Genomic DNA, 16,870 nt, shown 5'->3' with positions numbered 1-16,870 from the left:
ATACAGTGATGTGAAATGAAAAGTAGTCAGGGCTATTATATAATATTATTCATTTTGTGAATAGTATAGGAAATATTAACTTCTCCTGGTTACTTTCGTGTTGGGGTATCCAGCGTTTCTTACATCTTCTGCGCGGGCATTGGCCAATTCTTCATCGTCAAATTCGCCGGCCGAGACCACATAGACGGTGCCCGCATCACCGTTCTTTTCGTAATAATGGGCCGGAATTCCCTTGCTATTTAAAGATTTGACGCATTCATCGGCTTGAGCTTGCTCCGCGAACCGATCGACAATGACCACGTATGCAACTGGCGCCGGCTCTTGTGGCACTTGCGGCTTCTCTTGTCCGGGTTCTTGACCGTGCGGTCCTTCGTTTGCGGGTTCTTCTTTCACAGTGTCGTGATCAGGGTCCTGCAGGACAGGCACTGGTTCGTCGACCTCTGTTTGCTTACTTTGCTCCTTGTGGCCACTGTTTTTTTCCTTCCATGCTGTTGCTTCCGGCTTGACGTTTTGCAATGCCTGTTCGTTGGGCTCAGGAGGAGGTACTTGCCCAGTTTGCGGCTTTTGGAGCGCTTTTTCGCCGCTTACATTGAAATAGACAAAGCCTGAGATGAGGAAAAGGGGGATAATCCCCATCAGCGCAAACCGGAAAAATTTGCTCGGCTTGGTTGTTGCCACCGTCGCCGAAACGAGCGGTTGGTCTTCAGCGCTTTCTCCCCTGTTGATCGGAAGCGCCAGCGCGCGTGTCGGGGCGGTCAAGGCTTGTTGCAGGGCTTGCTTGAATTCTTCTGCTGATTGGTAACGGTCTTCCGGTTTTTTCGCCAGTGCTTTGTAGATGATATCGCATAACGCTGCCGGCAAGGCTTGGTTTTTGCCGCGTGGGTCTGGTACGGGATGTTGCAGGTGTTTTAGCGCGATGGCCACTGATTGGTCTGCATCAAAGGGGACGTCACCTGTGACCAATTCATACAGGACAATCCCCAGCGAGTACAAGTCTGAGGAGTAGTTGAGTTCTTGCCCGCAAGCCTGCTCCGGCGAGAAATAATGGACCGAGCCCATCACGGTGCCCGTTTTTGTGTATTGTGTTGCCGCACTTAGCAAACGAGAAATTCCAAAGTCGGTGATCTTGTAAGTTCCGTCGGCCGTCGCCATGATGTTGTGCGGCTTGATGTCCCGGTGGATAATCCCATGCTTGTGGGCGTGGGCCAAGCCGTCGCAAATTTGCATCACGATGGAAATCGCTTCCTTGGCAGGCAGGGGGCCTCGTTCTTCAATCAGATCGCCGAGGGTGGGTCCTTCGATCAGCTCCATGACCATGTAGTATAAGTTGTCTTCGTTGCCGATGTCGAATACATTGACGATGTTTTGGTGGGAAAACTTTCCTGCTGTCTGAGCTTCGCGAATAAATCGCTTAATTGCGGGTTCGCCTTCGTGCAACTTTTGATTCATGATTTTAATTGCTACATCGCGGTTGAGATGATGATCCTTGGCCTTGTATACGACCGCCATCCCGCCTTCGCCCAAGAGATGGAGAATTTCATACCTCCCGCCGAGCTGTTTTCCTTCCACTGCTATCACCTTTCTGGGATGAAATCGTGCCGTCCCTATTTTGTGAATGAGTTGCAAACATTCCTGGAAAAGGTATTGTAATAAATAGCAAAATAAGACCACCTTATTATACATAATAGATAAAGAAAAGATCGAATTGCGAAAGTTTATTCAACAAATAGTCAAGTAGTATTTGTTGGGGACGGGATAAGGACTATACTTGAGTCAGAAATGAATCTGATACAGAATTAGATATTTTATTTTCGCGCATATGGAAATATTTCCTGCCAACCTTTTGTGAAATTTGGAAGAGATTGAGAAGAGTGGCATTTATAAGTCAAAAGCAAACGAACCCATTCAGGTTCGTTTGCTTTTTTTCATCAGCCGTACCAAGAACCACGCGACAAAGCCCAAGGCGGTGGCGGGAATGAGGAGGAACAGGACGCAAAACCAGACAAACTCTGCGCTACCGACAGTGGGCAGGCCGGAGCCGGCAAATTTTTCAAAGATGCTCAAACCGTCAGCGATGGTTGAAACGAGGACAAAGGCGAAGGATAGTACAACCACCCAGGTGTTGAAACGCGTTTTCAAGTCTTCTTCACGCTCTTTTTCTTGTTTGGCTGCCTCCTCTTGCAATTGGCTTCGCTTTTGTTCCTTCAATTGAACCATCTGCGACAGAGAATCCAGTTCAAAATGCAGTTCTCCCAGCAACTGGTCAATGTGTAGATTGGTCTGAAAAAGGTTGTACACGGCCGTGTGGTGGGAGGTATTAGACACCTGCTTGAAGACCGACCGCAATTTGAACAAGATGATTTTCTCTTTCAACTCGGTGATGAGCCGGGCATCTTGCAGATACTGTTCCATCCGTTGGTGTAGCGACAAGTTGTGATCGGTTGTGCTGGTACCACTGAGCAGCGATTCGGAAGCCAGCATGGAGAAGTGCAATAAGGCGTAACGTTGGTGCAGGCTCAGCAGATAGAGATAAAAGTAAGTAGATTTCACATGGGGCAGGTAATTCATCTTGAAATATTTTTCGTTCTGAGGGTGGTTGCCGATAAAGGCCAGATTGGCGCAACCCTCCAAGGAGATGCCCCAGTAGCTGTTGGCGTACAATTGCAAAACTTCGGGATTGCCATGAGGGTGCTCATCCTGCTTGTTCGGGCTGTAACTGTCGGTATAGGTGCGACGCATCCAAAACAGAAGCGGCCCAACTTCCTCTTCTAACAATGGTTCATCCAACAGATAGGATTGAAAGACCAGTGCTTGAAACGGGGCATTCAAGTGGCTTGCTTCAAAGAAGGTGGTTACTTTCAGGGGAGCGAGCAGTTGTTGGGTCAGCTCGCGCAGATGGAGTTCCACTTGTTCCCCCTTCAGCAGATAGACGAGGCGCATTTTGCTGTTGTACAACTTTTTCAATTGATGGTTGGCTTCGATCAGCCGGTGGATGTCAGTCTGTTTGGGGTAATGGATGTCCAAAGTCAAAAAACCGACATTGCTCTCGAAGAGGGTGCATTCCACCTGGTTAATGGTGAGTTTGATGTCCGGCATGAATCCATTGGCAAAAGTCAAATAATGATTTGTTCCGGGCGGCAGGCCATGCGTTTGGCGCCCCTCTTTCGTGAGGTGATAGCGCTTGCCGATCACAAACGGGTATGATTCGGTTGATACCAATTTTTCAATATGAGTGAACAGACGATTCATATGTAAGTCTTTCGGCTCCCACCATTTACTTTGCTCCAGGGCCAACGTTGCTTCGGTGGCTTCATAAGCAAAAGGAACAATCAGGCGGGAGAGTTGTTTTATTACATGTGCCATAATCCATTGCCACTCCCATCCGTTGTCATGCTTTTTCTCCTAGCTAACCACAAATACGGGACGGGGGCAATCTAAAAAAGAACCCGCCCAAATGACTTGTGGCGGGTTAAAAAAGAGGGTTATCGCTTCGACACTACCGGGCAATCGATCAAAGTGATGCCATTTTGAATCAGCGAATCCAGGGCGGGATTGGCTTCCCGCAAGGTGTCCAGTTGTTCCCGCAAGCGGGTGACCCAAGGTTTGATCTGGTGCTCGGAGACGATCTCCAATATCTCCAGACGCAACAACCAATCTTTGGGATAATGGTGATCCAGCATCTCCATGATATTGCTTAAGGAATGGATGTCCCGCTGTCCTTCGCGGACTTCGCGAACGGCTTGATAGAGGTGATCCAATGTGGACAAGGCGGGGGCAGGATCGTCTTCTCCTTCGATGGCGGCGCTCACTTCATCGGCAAAATAGGTTTCTGGATCAGCCGCGCCAGCGTATACGGACGTGATGTGGCTACCGATGGCTAAATCGTAAGTTCCCCAATCGGGATGGAACAAGAGGTGGTCACCGCGCATGACGGAACATTGCTCAAATGACAGCAGAATCAGACGGCCGTTGCGGAAGATGGCGTCTTTTAGGATGCCTTTGAGCTTAATGCCACTGGTGTAATGAAGCTCCAGCTCAGTGCCGGGCGACCACCCGTCGTTGGCCCAGCGGTCAGAAGTCATCTCTTCCAACGGACAGGGCAGATCGCGCACATGGCCAATCGGTGCACCGAAGCCGTCGCAGTGCGTCGCTTTTCCATGGCCGGGCAAGGTGCACCCCTCAAAGGAAAGGGCGGTTGGTCCGGCAGTGCGCAAGTAGATCGCTTCTCCTTGTTCGTCATAGATCAATTCAGTAAAGACGCCGCTTACCTGCAGGCCTGAATTAAATTCGGCGGTGGCCAGATGGGCGGAACGCACTGCTTTTTGCAAGCTGGCGGTGCCTCCAACCCGAAAGGCCATCCGATCAGCGAAGCGCTCAACGGCTTCACTAAGTTCATCGAAATCCCGACAGACAAACAGTTGCGGTTGTGGTTTGGTGACATCGTAATCGGTTTGAATACATGCTTCCAAAGAAAAAGGAAGCTTGGTCACTTCCGGGGAGAGGCAGGACCGGCCTTCGCCGATGGAGGATAACAGTCCGGCGCCGTAGATTTTGGGATTATTTAAGTCGCCTATCAAGCCGTATTCCACCGTCCACCAGTACAGGCGGCCGATTTGGGTCGCTTCGGAAACCTCTGTCGCCGCGGCGATTCTCTCTTGCAACGCCTGTTCCGCGTCAGCGATGATGTCAGGGGTGGAACGGGGATCTTCCATCACGATCGTCAAGTGCCGCGTCGCTTCAAACACCTCATGTTCTTCTCGGTTCGCCAATGCCTTGGCGCCGATTTGTCCGAACCGTTTGACATAGTCGGCATATTTTTCGTCGGACAGGATCGGCGCATGGCCCGCCGATTCGTGAATGATATCGGGAGCCGGCGTGTACTGTATGTGTTCCAGCGTGCGGATCTCTGTGGCAATCGGCAACAGGCCACGAGCTTGAAAATCAAAAAAGGCCACACCAGGAATTAAGCCGTTGATGGGAACGGCTCCCCAGCCAAACGGTTTCAAACAGGCATTCATTTTCTCGACGCTGGGGATTTGTTCTATATCAATGCCGGTTTTTTGCAAGCCACTCACATATGCTTGGTGGGCGGTATGCTGAAAAAAGTGGCGGTTTTGTCTCATCACGTATCGCCAAACAGCCTGGTTGACTGGAGTGTAACGTTGGTACTGCTGCTTGGCGACATAAGGTTGTAAATGAGCGGGTATGTTCATAATCTTTCCTCTCCCAAAATACTTTAGCGCTAAAAAGCGTATAAGCTAAAAAGCGTTAAAGTAATTATAGGAGAGAAAAAGGGGACTGTCAATGCAAGGATGAATAAAAAGCATGAATAAATAGAATGTGTTTTTGGGAACTTTCTTTTTTCCAGTACCTTATGTTTAAATGGTAATAGAGGGGTTCTCCCTTCGCAGAGGAATCTGAAACGGGGGTTTTGCTGATGAAACATTTATCTGATGCGACCGTATTACATAATGGAGTGAAAATGCCTTGGTTCGGCCTAGGCGTATGGAAAGCAAAAGAGGGAGAAGAAGTGGAAAATGCGGTTAAGTCCGCAATCGCAGCGGGTTACCGTAGCATCGATACCGCCGCGGTGTACCAAAATGAAGCGGGTGTCGGTGCGGCGATCAAAGCGGCAGGAGTTCCCCGTGAAGAGTTGTTTATCACTACCAAGGTGTGGAATGCCGACCAAGGGTATGAGTCCACGCTACAAGCGTTTGAAGCAAGCCGAACCAAGTTGGGACTGGATTATGTTGACTTGTATTTGATTCATTGGCCGGTAAAAGGAAAGTACAAAGAGACATGGAAAGCGTTGGAGAAATTGTACAAGGACGGGAAAGTACGGGCGATTGGAGTGAGCAACTTCCAAGTTCACCATCTGGAAGATTTGATGGCTGATTGCGAAGTGAAGCCGATGGTAAACCAAGTTGAGTTTCATCCGTACTTGGTGCAAACGGAGTTGCGGGCTTTCTGCAAACAGGCAGGCATCCAGTTGGAGGCGTGGAGTCCGTTGATGCAAGGGGAGGTGTTCCGTGTCCCGCTTCTGCAAGAATTGGCGGAGAAATACGGCAAAACCCCCGCTCAAATCGTGTTGCGTTGGGATTTGCAACATGGCGTGGTCACCATTCCGAAATCGGTTAACCCCGAACGGATTAAAGCGAATGCCGATGTGTTTGACTTTGAATTGAGTGCGGAGGACATGGCGCACATCGATGCCTTGGACAAACACCATCGCTTCGGTCCCGACCCAGACAACTTCGATTTTTAAGTGCATGGCAAAACATCCCTTGGTTTCCCGCCAAGGGGTGTTTTCACAATGTGGTCTAGGTACCGGGAACAACTGACAGAGACGAGACAACCCAAAGGAGCCAAACCAATGTTGTTTGACGCCCATATCCACCTTGAAAAATATGATGACGATGAAATAGCTACCATGTGCGCCGATCCCTCCCTTGTGGGGATGATCGCCGTGTCCATGGATCATGCTTCCTCGCGCCGAACCTTGGCTTTGAAAAAGCGATGTCCAGAAAAAGTGTATGCTGCATGCGGTTTCCACCCTGAGCAACCTATGACGGAGCAGGAAGCTTTCATGGCTTGGATTGAAGAGAAACAGCAGGAGATCGACGCCATTGGGGAAATCGGCCTGCCTTATTATCTGCGGCGAGAACGACTTGCCCAAGGGATGGACTGGAATGAGGATACATATCTGTCGGCGCTGGACCAATGGCTTCGCTTGGCTGAACGTTTGCACAAGCCAGTTGTTTTGCACGGGGTGAGGGAAGATGTGCGGACGATTTTGTCTTACCTTGACCGCTATTCGCTTCCCAACGTGCAGTTTCACTGGCTGAAGACCGACGTAAACACATTGTGCCAACTGGCGGAGAGGGGAATCTACGTTTCTTTCACACCGGATCTATTGTATAAGGAAGAAACGCGGAAAATCGCGACTGCCTACCCACGCCACCTCATATTGCTTGAAACGGATGGGCCTTGGCCGCATGACGGGCCTTGGGCGGGAATGCGCACCCATCCTCGCATGCTGGAACGGGTATTGGACGAACTGGCCATCCTCCGCGGTGAGGAGAGCGAACCGTTGCGCCGGGCGCTCATTGAGAATGCGCGTAGGTTCATCGGGTCAAAGGGATGAATTCACCATACCGCCGACAAAAACGTAAATCCCCCCAAGGGTGCCGGGGGGATTGGTTATTTTAAAGCAGGTTCAGATTGTTTTAACTTGGCCAAAGCTTCCTGATAGTTGTCGCGCACGATCCCTTTTTCTGTGATGATGGCGCTGATATAGCGGTGCGGTGTTACATCAAAAGCCGGATTGAACACGTTGGTGCCGCTGGGAGCGACCGGATGGCCGTGAAAATGGGTGATCTCTTCCGGTGCGCGTTCCTCAATCGGGATGGCGTCCCCTGTTGCCGTCTCGAGGTCGATCGTGGACAAGGGAGCGGCGACATAAAACGGGACACCGAATTCTTTGGCCAGAATCGCCAACCCCAGTGTGCCGATTTTGTTGGCAGTATCCCCGTTGGCCGCCACTCGGTCGCAACCGACGATGACAGCGGAGATCGGTTTGGTGGCCAGCGTGTGGGCGGCCATGCTGTCGCTGATCAGGGTGACATCTACTCCCGCTTGTTGCAATTCCCACGCGGTCAGGCGGCTGCCTTGCAACAAGGGACGCGTTTCACAGGCATAAGCCGACAAGTGGATATCGCGTTCTTTAGCCAGATAAAGTGGGGCCAGGGCCGTGCCGTAACGGGCAGTGGCAATCGCCCCTGCATTGCAGATGGTGAGAATGGTATCCCCATCGTTCATAAGCGACAAAGCGTGTTCGCCGATGCGTCTGCACACATCCTCGTCCTCTTTTTGAATGGCGAGCGCTTCATTTTCTATCAGTTGCCGGGCTTCGGCCACGTCGGTAGCCGTTGCCGCTCTGGCGACGACCCGATCCAGCGCCCAGAACAGATTGACTGCCGTGGGGCGGGATGAAGCCAGATAATCGCGCTCCCGCCGCAACGATGCCAAGAAATCAGTCAAATTGGTTGTTGAGGTACGATTGGCCCATACAGCGAGAGCGAAAGCGGCGGCCATGCCGATGGCCGGTGCCCCCCGCACCTTCAACGCCTTGATGCATTCCCATACCTCCGCGGTCGTCGTGCAATGAACATACACAGTATCATGGGGAAGGCGTTGCTGATCCAATATCCGTACATGATCACCGTGATACGCAATCGATCTAAGCATGGGCAACCCCCCTGATCGACTCGGACAAGTGCGTGATCCGCGTCAGTTGCCGGCGCTGCTTGATCAATACGCTTCCCAAGGTGAGCGCTTTGTCTTTCAGGCGCAATTGTGTTTCCTCGTCGGAGATGGAGTCAAGATCAGCCACATGGGCCAACCCGATGGTGCGGCGGATCACTTCACAACCCGCAAAGCCGATGGTATCTTCCAACAAGCGCTCGAAGAAATCGTCTTCTACGCCGGCCACCCGCATATAGACATCTTGCCCTTTGGTCTGCCAGAGGTGGGTGAATTGCTCCTTGAACCGTGTCCAAGTTTCTTCGATCACTTCCAGCAGATACTCTTGGAACGTTCGCCGTTGTTGCGGGTCCGGGCTGTGGTGGAAGTGGGAGAGATAATTGAGCGCGAGATTGGCGAAGAATTGCCCGATGTCAAAAGCGATGGGGCCATAATAGGCGAATTCGGGATCGATCACCTTGGTCGAATCAGTGGTGACGAAGATGCTGCCGGTGTGCAAATCCCCATGCACCAGTGCTTCAGCTCGGGTTAGGAAAGCATGTTTCAACTTCGCGGTTTCCCGTTTCAGTTCCAGATCGCTCCACAGCAATTCGACAGAAGATTGCAATGCTTTTGGGAAATCGTTGGTTTCGTGATTGAAGAAAGGATCGGTGAACACCAAGTCTTCGGTGATTTTGCACAATTCCGGATTGATAAACGCCCGCACCTGTTCCTTTTTGTCCAAGGGACTAAGGAAGAAATCGCTGGTGTGAAACAGCGTTTGCGCCAGGAAAGTAGCGATGTGCTCGGCTAGCTTGGGGTAGACCTGCCCTTGTATCAAGCCTTTGCGGAGGATCACATGATCGGAGAGGTCCTCCATGACTGTGCAAGCCAAGCGCTCGTCGGTATGGTGCACTTTGGGGACAAGCGCCGGCACGTACTCTGCCGCTCTGCGCAGCGCCTCGCTCTCAATCCGGGCACGGTCTAAGGTCAGCGGCCAGCTTTCGCCGACGACTTTGGCGTAGGGCAAGGCTTGCTTGACGATCAAAGACTTGCCTGTAGCTGGTTCTACCACATGAAAGACGTAGTTTAAGTTCCCATCACCGATTTCTTTGATCTCCAATTGATTCACATCAGCAAAATGGTTTAACGGCGCAACGACTTGAACCACTGTTTCCGTTGTCAAGGGATGGTATCCTGCATTGGCGTGCCCGCCCATTGGAAGTCCTCCTTTGGGCATATAAAAAGAGCCTCTTCCTATCAGAGGCTCGGATCATTCGTTCCAAGCCTCTTATCTCGCAAAACGGGATGTTTTGCTGGAATTAGCACCGTGCCTTGCGTGGTTTTCACCACGGCTCCCTCCTGTTGACGGGCGCCCCATCTCACGATGGTATTACGGTCGGTTGCTGGGCTTCATCGGGCCATTTCCCTCCACCTGCTCTGGATAAGAGACTGCTTCCATATGCCGTTGTCTTTAGATTGATAAGGGAATGATACACCCTCACGCAGATCATTGTCAATCATATTCATTCATTTCGGATGAGATTAGTTTCATTTGGTGATTCTTTATATTTTTTTCTGAAGGGCATTCCGTAGCCAAGGTGTTTTAATATAATTCTGGGCGTCGGTCACTGAAAATGGGGATGCGCCTACGGATTTGTGGAACCTGCGCAAGATCGATCTCCGCCACCAAGGTTTCTTCCTCAGGGCCTGCTTCGGCCACGATCTCTCCCCAGGGGTCGATGATGAGCGAATGGCCGGCGAAGGCATTGTCAGGATCATTCCCCACACGATTGCACGCGATGACGTAGCATTGATTTTCGATTGCCCGGGTGATGAGCAGATGGCGCCAATGGGCGAGCCGTGGCATCGGCCATTCAGCGACGACGAACAGCACCTGTGCTCCAGCAACGACATGTTTTCTGATCCATTCGGGAAAGCGAATGTCATAACAGATGACCCCGGCGCAAGGAATGCCATCCAGCGCGAAGGAACCCATTTGTTCGCCGGGCTGTAGGTATTTCTCTTCGTTCATCAGGCGAAAGAGGTGCACTTTGCGGTATTCACCCACTTGTTCACCGCGGCGGTCAAAGGCGATGAGTGTGTTCCAGGTGCCGTCTTCTTGTCGTTCGGCGACTGAACCGGCAATGATGTGCACGCCGTGTTGCCGAGCGAGCTTGGACATGAACGCTTTTGTCTTCATAGCCATCGGATCGGCGATCTCATCCAAACGGGTTAAATCATAACCGGTGGTCCACAATTCCGGCAAGATGATCACATCCGGTTTGTCGGCGGCCGCGGCGGCGATTTTTTGTTCAGCCATGGCCATGTTTCGTTCCGGTTGCCCGAAGGCGATATCCATTTGAATCACAGCACATTTCCATTTCATAGGAGATGCATCCTCCCAAAAAAGACTTTGACAGATTCCCCACAACGATATAACATAACTGATTAGAATTTCAAGAACATTTCCCAGAGAGTGGATGTGAGAATCTTGAGCAAATTTCAGCGTGCGGAAGCGTTGGATCGCTTGCCGGAGCAATTTTTTGCCCGCTTGGTTGGTCAAGTTGGCCGTTTGCAGGCGCAAGGGCATGACGTGATTAATCTGGGTCAAGGTAATCCTGATTTGCCGACTCCCGCGCATATCGTGGATGCGTTAAAGCAGGCTGCCGATAATCCGCAACATCACAAATATCCGCCGTTTCGAGGCCACGCGTTCCTCAAGGAGGCGGTCGCACAATTTTACTTACGGGAGTACGGGGTGAAGCTAAATCCTGAAACGGAAGTGGCAGTGCTGTTTGGCGGAAAAGCAGGGTTGGTGGAAATCTCGCAATGTTATCTCAACCCCGGCGATGTCGCATTGGTGCCCGATCCGGGCTATCCCGATTATTGGTCGGGGATTGCCATGGCTGGCGCTGAGATGGCGCTGATGCCGTTGTTGGCTGAAAATCGGTTTTTGCCTGATTTTGCTGCCATTGATGAGAAAGTTTGGGACAAGGCCAAGCTGATGTTTCTCAATTATCCCAACAACCCGACAGGCGCCGTAGCCAATGCTGAATTTTTCGCCGAAGTGGTGAGCCGGGCCGAGCGGCACGATGTGCTGGTCGTTCATGATTTCGCGTACGCCGCGATCGGTTTTGACGGATTGAAGCCGATGAGTTTTTTAGAGACACCGGGTGCCAAAGAGGTAGGCATTGAGATTTATACGATGAGCAAAACCTACAACATGGCCGGTTGGCGCATTGGATTTGCGGTGGGGAATGAGCAAGTGATTGAGAGCATTCAGTTGCTACAAGACCATTTTTATGTCAGCTTGTTCGGCGCGATTCAGCAGGCAGCGGCGACTGCACTGACGGGTTCGCAGGATTGTGTGCGCGAATTGGTAAGCACATACGAAAGACGCCGCGATGCTTTTATCGACCGGTTGCACGAGCACGGATGGCAGGTGGAAAAACCAGCCGGCTCCTTCTTCTGTTGGCTTCCGGTGCCGGAGGGGCATACCTCGCTCTCGTTTGCTAACTTGCTGTTGGAACGCGCCCATGTTGCCGTCGCTCCCGGATTGGGCTTCGGACAGGCGGGGGATGGTTATGTGCGGGTGGGCATGCTGGACAGCGAGAAGCGTTTGATTGAGGCTGCTGACCGGATGGCGGCGTGCTGCCCTGCGAAAAACGGATTGACATAAGCGCATGGGTATGTGATAATGACGGGGAAAATTGAAAATTGAAACGGAATTATGTTATTTCTCTCATCAAGAGCCGGCGGAGGGACGAGCCCGATGAAGCCCAGCAACCGACCGTAATGCCATCGCGAGATGGGGCGCCCGATAAGATCAGGGAGCCGTGGTCCATAACCACGAAGGCACGGTGCTAATTCTTGCAGCGAATCAGCTGAGAGATGGGAGGAAGTGGAGTCTGTGGATCATCCCTTCCTCGCGAAGGGTTTTTTTATTTGTGAGGAGTGAGTGGTATGGGTCATGTGGTGGCGACATATCTTGTGCACGAGCAAAAAGCAGACTTGCACAAAAAAGCGGAGAGCATCGCACTGGGGCTTACAGTCGGTTCGTGGACCAACCTGCCGACAATTGAACAAGCTCAATTGGAGCGACATAAGGGAGAAGTGGTGGAAGTGGCCCCGCTCCCGACTGACGGTGAGGGCACAAAAGGGCTGATTTCAATCAAATATCCTGCGGCCAATTTCTCCTTAGATTTGCCAGCGATCTTGACCACGGTATTTGGCAAGCTTTCGCTTGACGGCGAGATCAAATTGGTGGACCTCACCTTCTCCCCGGAGGTGGCAAGCGCTTTTCCAGGACCGCGATATGGCATTGACGGCATTCGGCAAACGCTCGGCGTGACGGGCAGGCCGTTGGTGATGAGCATCTTCAAGGCCATGTTGGGCCGGGATCTGTCCTATTTCCAACAGCAGTTGCGCGAGCAAGCCCTGGGAGGCATCGACTTAGTCAAAGATGATGAGATATTGTTCGACAACCCCCTGACCCCTTTTAAAGAGCGGATTCGCGCGGCCAAGGAAGTGCTTGGTGCCACCGAGTCGGAAACAGGTCACAAGACTTTGTACGCGGTGAATCTGACCGGACGCACATCAGAATTGAAGGAAAAAGCGAAGCGGGCGGTTGCACGGGGGGCTGATGCCCTGTTGTTTAACGTGTTTGCCTATGGGCTGGATGTGCTCATCGAACTGGCGGAAGACGAGGAAATCACCGTGCCGATCATGGCTCATCCCGCCGTTTCCGGCGCGTTTACCTCTTCATCCCGTTACGGTCTGGACCGGGCGCTTTTGTTGGGCAAGCTCTTGCGTATGGCCGGGGCCGACTTGGTCTTGTTTCCATCCCCTTACGGAAGTGTTGCGATCCCTCAGCAGGATGCGTTGGCGATTAAAGAGCATTTGTTGGCGGAATCGGATATCCACCGCCGGGCGTTTCCAGTTCCTTCTGCCGGGATTCATCCGGGATTGGTACCTGCGCTGGTGCGTGACTTCGGCATAGATTGTGTCATCAACGCGGGAGGGGGCGTACATGGTCACCCTGACGGAGCAGTGGGCGGCGGCCGCGCGTTTCGGCAAGCGATTGAAGTGGTGTTGGCTGGTGGAGAACTGAGTGACGTAGACGATGCCCGGCCGGAGCTGGCCAAGGCGCTATCTTTGTGGGGAGGAGCGGGGCGGTCATGAGCAAGCAGCCGATCTTGTTTTGCGATTTCGATGGTACAATAACAGAGACAGACAATATCATCGCCATTATGAAAAAGTTTAATCCGCCCGGTTGGGAGGCGATCAAGGAGGATGTGTTGGCCCAGCGCCGGTCGATCCGTTCAGGCGTGGGGGAAATGTTTGCCATGTTGCCCTCCTCCTTAAAAGAGGACATTGTGCAGTTCGTGCTGGAACATGCCCGCCTGCGCAGTGGATTCCCCGAGTTTGTTCGTTTTGCCCAAGACCATGGCATTCCGCTGTACATTGTCAGCGGAGGCATTGATTTCTTTGTCCATCCCATGCTGGAAGGGCTTGTAGATCAGGCCAACATTTATTGCAACGGCAGTGACTTCAGTGGGGAGACGATCCGCATCTTGTGGCCCCACGCCTGTGATGAAAGTTGCCAAAATGATTGCGGCTTGTGCAAACCGGCCATTTTGAAACAGTATCCCAAAGAACGGTACCATCGCATCGTCATCGGCGATTCCATCACTGATCTGGCCGCGGCCAAACAGGCAGATGAGGTGTTTGCACGCGATTTCCTAGTAAAGAAATGTGAAGAGTTGGCTATCGCCCACACACCCTTTAACACGTTTTACGATATTATCTCATCCCTTGAGCAAAAGGGGGTTGTCGCATGAGTGTAGTAGCCCGAAAATGGCAAGAATTGGCTGAAATCAAAGATGAGTTGGCCAGTCGGGACTGGTTTCCCGGAACCAGCGGTAATCTGTCGATCAAGGTGAACGACAATCCTCTGCTATTTCTAGTCAGTGCCAGTGGCAAGGACAAACGTAAACGGACGATGGAAGATTTCCTGCTCGTCGATGGCGAGGGAAAGGCGGTGGAAGACACCGGATTAAAGGCGTCCGCGGAAACCTGCATTCATCTGGAGGTGTACCGCAACACGACCGCGGGGTGTTGTTTGCATGTGCATACGGTGGATAACAATGTCGTGTCTGAACTGTATGCAGAGCAAGGGTTTGTCACTTTTCGCAATCAGGAACTGATCAAGGCGTTTGGCATCTGGGAAGAGGATGGCGAGATCACCGTACCGATTGTGGAGAATTTTGCCGATCTGCCCACGTTGGCCAAAGAAGTGGCCGGGGTGATCGAAACCAGCACCAAAGCGGTGTTGATTCGCAACCATGGTGTCACCGTGTGGGGCAAAGACGGGTTTGAAGCGAAGAAACATTTGGAAGCATTGGAATTTCTGTTTTCTTACCATTTAAAAATGTTGATGTTGCAACCGCGGTGGACGGCTTCCCCCGCGACTGCGGCTCACGCATAGGAGGAATGGATCATGGCAGAATTGCGTTTTCATGACAACGATCAGAGAGTGAGCCACCCCGATGAGGTGAGCACATATTTGAACAGCCAAGGCATCATTTATGAAAAGTGGGACATTACGAAGTTGCCCGCGCGGCTCAGTGATAAATACAATTTGGACGAAGAAGAGAAAGCGGAGATTATCCAAACGTTCCGAAAGGAGATCGATGATTTGTCGGCACGGCGTGGCTATGTGACTGAGGATGTGATTTCTTTGTCCGAGGCCACCCCCAACTTGGATCAGTTGTTGGAAAACTTCAAAGCTGAACATCACCACACCGATGATGAAGTGCGGTTTATTGTGAGCGGCCACGGCATTTTTGCGATTAAGGGGCAGGATGGCCGATATTTCGATGTAGAGCTGGAGCCAGGTGATCTGATTTCGGTGCCGGAAAACACCCGCCATTATTTCACGTTGATGGCAGACCGGAAAGTGGTGGCGGTACGCATCTTTAAAACCAAAGAAGGTTGGACACCGATCTATTAACCAAAAAGCAGCTTCCCTCATAGGAGAGAAGCTGCTTTTTTCGTAGATTCACCATTGAAACGAAGATTCCCCGTCTTGGTGATCCAAGTCGAGCGGATGGCTGAATGTGTCTGGTTCGTCATTCAGCTTTTTCAAACAAGATTGGCAAACCAAGACGTTTTTACCTTTCTTCGTCAAACGCGCTTCGTATTTGGCGGCCACTTTTCCGCAGCTTTCACACAGATACGTTTTCTTCATCAGTGATCCCCCCGTAAATACTCATGAGTTTACATGCCATGCAAATGGGAGTGAGCCCGAACAGTCAGCTGGGAAAGCATCCGAGTATAATAAGAATTATTTTCCCGGAACATTTTATGCTTAAACCAGATTATATCGATCATATTTGAAAAATTTTTATGCGTGTGTAAATGATCCGTTTCGTTATAATAAAAGTTAGTGATATTTTATGACTACATAAATTCATTGGCAGTTCGGCCATGGTATAGGAGTGTTTTGATGATGGAACGTAAATGGGAAAACATCTCGCAATGGTTGAAACAGGAGGGGGTAGAGATGGCATTTGTCCATTCCACTCCAAATGTTTTCTATCTCACCCGCTTCTTGTGCGATCCCCATGAACGGTTGATGGGCGTCTTTCTGTTCCCGGAAGCGGACCCGTTCCTCGTTTGCCCAAACATGGAGCAAGCACGGGCAAGGGCGGCTGGCTGGACTGAACAGATCATCGGTTACGATGATGCAGAAGATCCATGGTTGATGATTGGCGAGGCGTTGCGCAAGCGGGGAATTGAGCGCAATGCCACCATTGCGGTCGAAAAAGAGTCGTTGCCCTACGCTCGTGCAGAAGCGCTACTCAACGTTGTGCCAGGGGCGTCTTTCACGGCAGTGGACGCACAGATCAACCAAATGCGTCTGGTGAAAAGCGCGGATGAGCTCGTTATTTTGAGACAGGCAGCTTTGATTGCCGATGAGGCAGTGCAAGTGGGCTTGGATGCACTGGAGCTGGGCCGCACTGAGTTGGAAGTCGTGGCTGAGATCGAATTGGCCATGAAGAAAAAAGGAATCCGGGAAATGTCCTTCCCCACCACCATTCTGTTTGGAGCCAACTCCGCTTTGCCCCACGGCACACCTGGCGACCGGCCGCTGAAAAAGGGAGATTTTGTCCTGTTTGACTTGGGCGTCGTGTTGGATGGTTATTGCTCTGACATTACGCGCACGTTTGTATATCAGGAAGCCAGCGAGGAACAACGCGCCATCTATGACGCCGTGCTGACTGCGCAAGAGGCGGCGATCAATGCATGTCGCCCTGGTGTGCGGATGGGTGATGTGGACTTGGCAGCTCGCAACCTCATCAGTGAACGCGGTTACGGCGAGTATTTTAACCACCGCCTTGGCCATGGTCTGGGAATTGGCGTGCATGAATTTCCTTCGATTCATGAACGGAACGACGACCCGTTGTTGACCGGCATGGTGTTTACCATTGAGCCGGGCATTTATGTTCCGGAAGTGGGCGGTGTCCGGATTGAAGATGATGTTCACATCACGGCGGATGGAGTAGAGTTGTTGACCCGGTTCCCGAAAATGTTCCAAATCATCGATTGACGATAGGTAAACCAT

General features: G+C 51.6%; 15 protein-coding genes and 2 riboswitches. Of the genes, 8 read left to right on the top strand and 7 right to left on the bottom strand.

The features are described 5' to 3' along the window. Positions 1–75: 75 nt before the first annotated feature. From EDC32_RS12485 to EDC32_RS12475, 3 genes are all read right to left on the bottom strand, one after another. Entirely contained in the window at positions 76–1,569 is a 1,494-nt protein-coding gene (locus EDC32_RS12485; RefSeq protein ID WP_158283362.1) for a protein kinase domain-containing protein, read from the bottom strand. Between the two features lie 336 nt (positions 1,570–1,905). Next, positions 1,906–3,363, bottom strand: a complete 1,458-nt coding sequence (locus tag EDC32_RS12480) for a hypothetical protein (RefSeq protein WP_132222626.1) — start codon at positions 3,361–3,363, stop codon at positions 1,906–1,908. Positions 3,364–3,482: 119 nt separating this feature from the next. Further along, positions 3,483–5,213, bottom strand: coding sequence for an aromatic amino acid hydroxylase (locus tag EDC32_RS12475; protein WP_132222624.1), 1,731 nt, complete (start codon positions 5,211–5,213; stop codon positions 3,483–3,485). A gap of 224 nt (positions 5,214–5,437) precedes the next feature. Here EDC32_RS12475 and EDC32_RS12470 point away from each other — a divergent pair, with 224 nt between their 5' ends. Continuing rightward, on the top strand, positions 5,438–6,265 hold the full coding sequence (locus EDC32_RS12470) for an aldo/keto reductase (protein WP_132222622.1): 828 nt from the start codon (positions 5,438–5,440) through the stop codon (positions 6,263–6,265). A 48-nt stretch (positions 6,266–6,313) separates the two neighbouring features. Then, positions 6,314–7,144 carry a TatD family hydrolase gene (locus EDC32_RS12465; RefSeq protein ID WP_132222620.1) on the top strand — a complete coding sequence of 277 codons (831 nt, stop codon included), beginning with the start codon at positions 6,314–6,316 and terminating at the stop codon, positions 7,142–7,144. A gap of 56 nt (positions 7,145–7,200) precedes the next feature. Here EDC32_RS12465 and mtnA read toward each other — a convergent pair whose 3' ends face one another. The 3 genes from mtnA to EDC32_RS12450 all read right to left on the bottom strand — a co-directional run bounded on the left by mtnA (position 7,201) and on the right by EDC32_RS12450 (position 10,630). Beyond that, the gene (gene mtnA / locus EDC32_RS12460) at positions 7,201–8,247 is read right to left on the bottom strand and encodes an S-methyl-5-thioribose-1-phosphate isomerase (RefSeq protein ID WP_132222618.1); all 1,047 of its coding nucleotides are present in this window, start codon (positions 8,245–8,247) and stop codon (positions 7,201–7,203) included. Further along, entirely contained in the window at positions 8,240–9,460 is a 1,221-nt protein-coding gene (gene mtnK / locus EDC32_RS12455; protein ID WP_132222616.1) for an S-methyl-5-thioribose kinase, read from the bottom strand. Before mtnK ends, mtnA begins: the two co-directional genes overlap by 8 nt. A gap of 69 nt (positions 9,461–9,529) precedes the next feature. Continuing rightward, a riboswitch (SAM riboswitch) is annotated at positions 9,530–9,692 on the bottom strand. A gap of 155 nt (positions 9,693–9,847) precedes the next feature. Next, positions 9,848–10,630 (bottom strand): carbon-nitrogen family hydrolase, encoded by a 783-nt coding sequence (locus EDC32_RS12450; RefSeq protein ID WP_132222614.1) that lies wholly within the window; start codon positions 10,628–10,630, stop codon positions 9,848–9,850. A 105-nt stretch (positions 10,631–10,735) separates the two neighbouring features. Here EDC32_RS12450 and EDC32_RS12445 point away from each other — a divergent pair, with 105 nt between their 5' ends. The 5 genes from EDC32_RS12445 (at position 10,736) to EDC32_RS12425 (ending at position 15,256) form a co-directional block, all read left to right on the top strand. Continuing rightward, complete coding sequence (locus EDC32_RS12445; RefSeq protein WP_132222612.1) at positions 10,736–11,923, top strand: pyridoxal phosphate-dependent aminotransferase; 1,188 nt, start codon at positions 10,736–10,738, stop codon at positions 11,921–11,923. Between the two features lie 60 nt (positions 11,924–11,983). Next, positions 11,984–12,142: riboswitch (SAM riboswitch) on the top strand. 65 nt (positions 12,143–12,207) lie between these two features. Continuing rightward, entirely contained in the window at positions 12,208–13,425 is a 1,218-nt protein-coding gene (locus EDC32_RS12440; protein WP_132222610.1) for a 2,3-diketo-5-methylthiopentyl-1-phosphate enolase, read from the top strand. After that, on the top strand, positions 13,422–14,084 hold the full coding sequence (locus EDC32_RS12435) for a 2-hydroxy-3-keto-5-methylthiopentenyl-1-phosphate phosphatase (protein ID WP_132222608.1): 663 nt from the start codon (positions 13,422–13,424) through the stop codon (positions 14,082–14,084). The genes EDC32_RS12440 and EDC32_RS12435 overlap by 4 nt, the downstream gene beginning before the upstream one ends. Next, complete coding sequence (locus tag EDC32_RS12430) at positions 14,081–14,731, top strand: methylthioribulose 1-phosphate dehydratase (protein ID WP_132222606.1); 651 nt, start codon at positions 14,081–14,083, stop codon at positions 14,729–14,731. Before EDC32_RS12435 ends, EDC32_RS12430 begins: the two co-directional genes overlap by 4 nt. 12 nt (positions 14,732–14,743) lie before the next feature. Beyond that, positions 14,744–15,256, top strand: a complete 513-nt coding sequence (locus EDC32_RS12425) for a 1,2-dihydroxy-3-keto-5-methylthiopentene dioxygenase (RefSeq protein WP_132222604.1) — start codon at positions 14,744–14,746, stop codon at positions 15,254–15,256. Between the two features lie 48 nt (positions 15,257–15,304). On the opposite strand, the gene EDC32_RS12420 is transcribed toward EDC32_RS12425, so the two are convergent. After that, positions 15,305–15,493 (bottom strand): hypothetical protein, encoded by a 189-nt coding sequence (locus EDC32_RS12420; RefSeq protein WP_132222602.1) that lies wholly within the window; start codon positions 15,491–15,493, stop codon positions 15,305–15,307. Between the two features lie 261 nt (positions 15,494–15,754). On the opposite strand from EDC32_RS12420, the gene EDC32_RS12415 reads away from it, so the two are divergent. Beyond that, a complete protein-coding gene (locus EDC32_RS12415) occupies positions 15,755–16,855 on the top strand; it encodes a M24 family metallopeptidase (protein ID WP_132222600.1) in 1,101 nt (366 codons plus the stop codon). Positions 16,856–16,870 lie beyond the last annotated feature (15 nt).

This window comes from Laceyella sacchari (assembly GCF_004343255.1).
GTDB classification, from domain to species: domain Bacteria; phylum Bacillota; class Bacilli; order Thermoactinomycetales; family Thermoactinomycetaceae; genus Laceyella; species Laceyella sacchari.
This window is presented reverse-complemented; position numbering and strand designations above follow the sequence as displayed.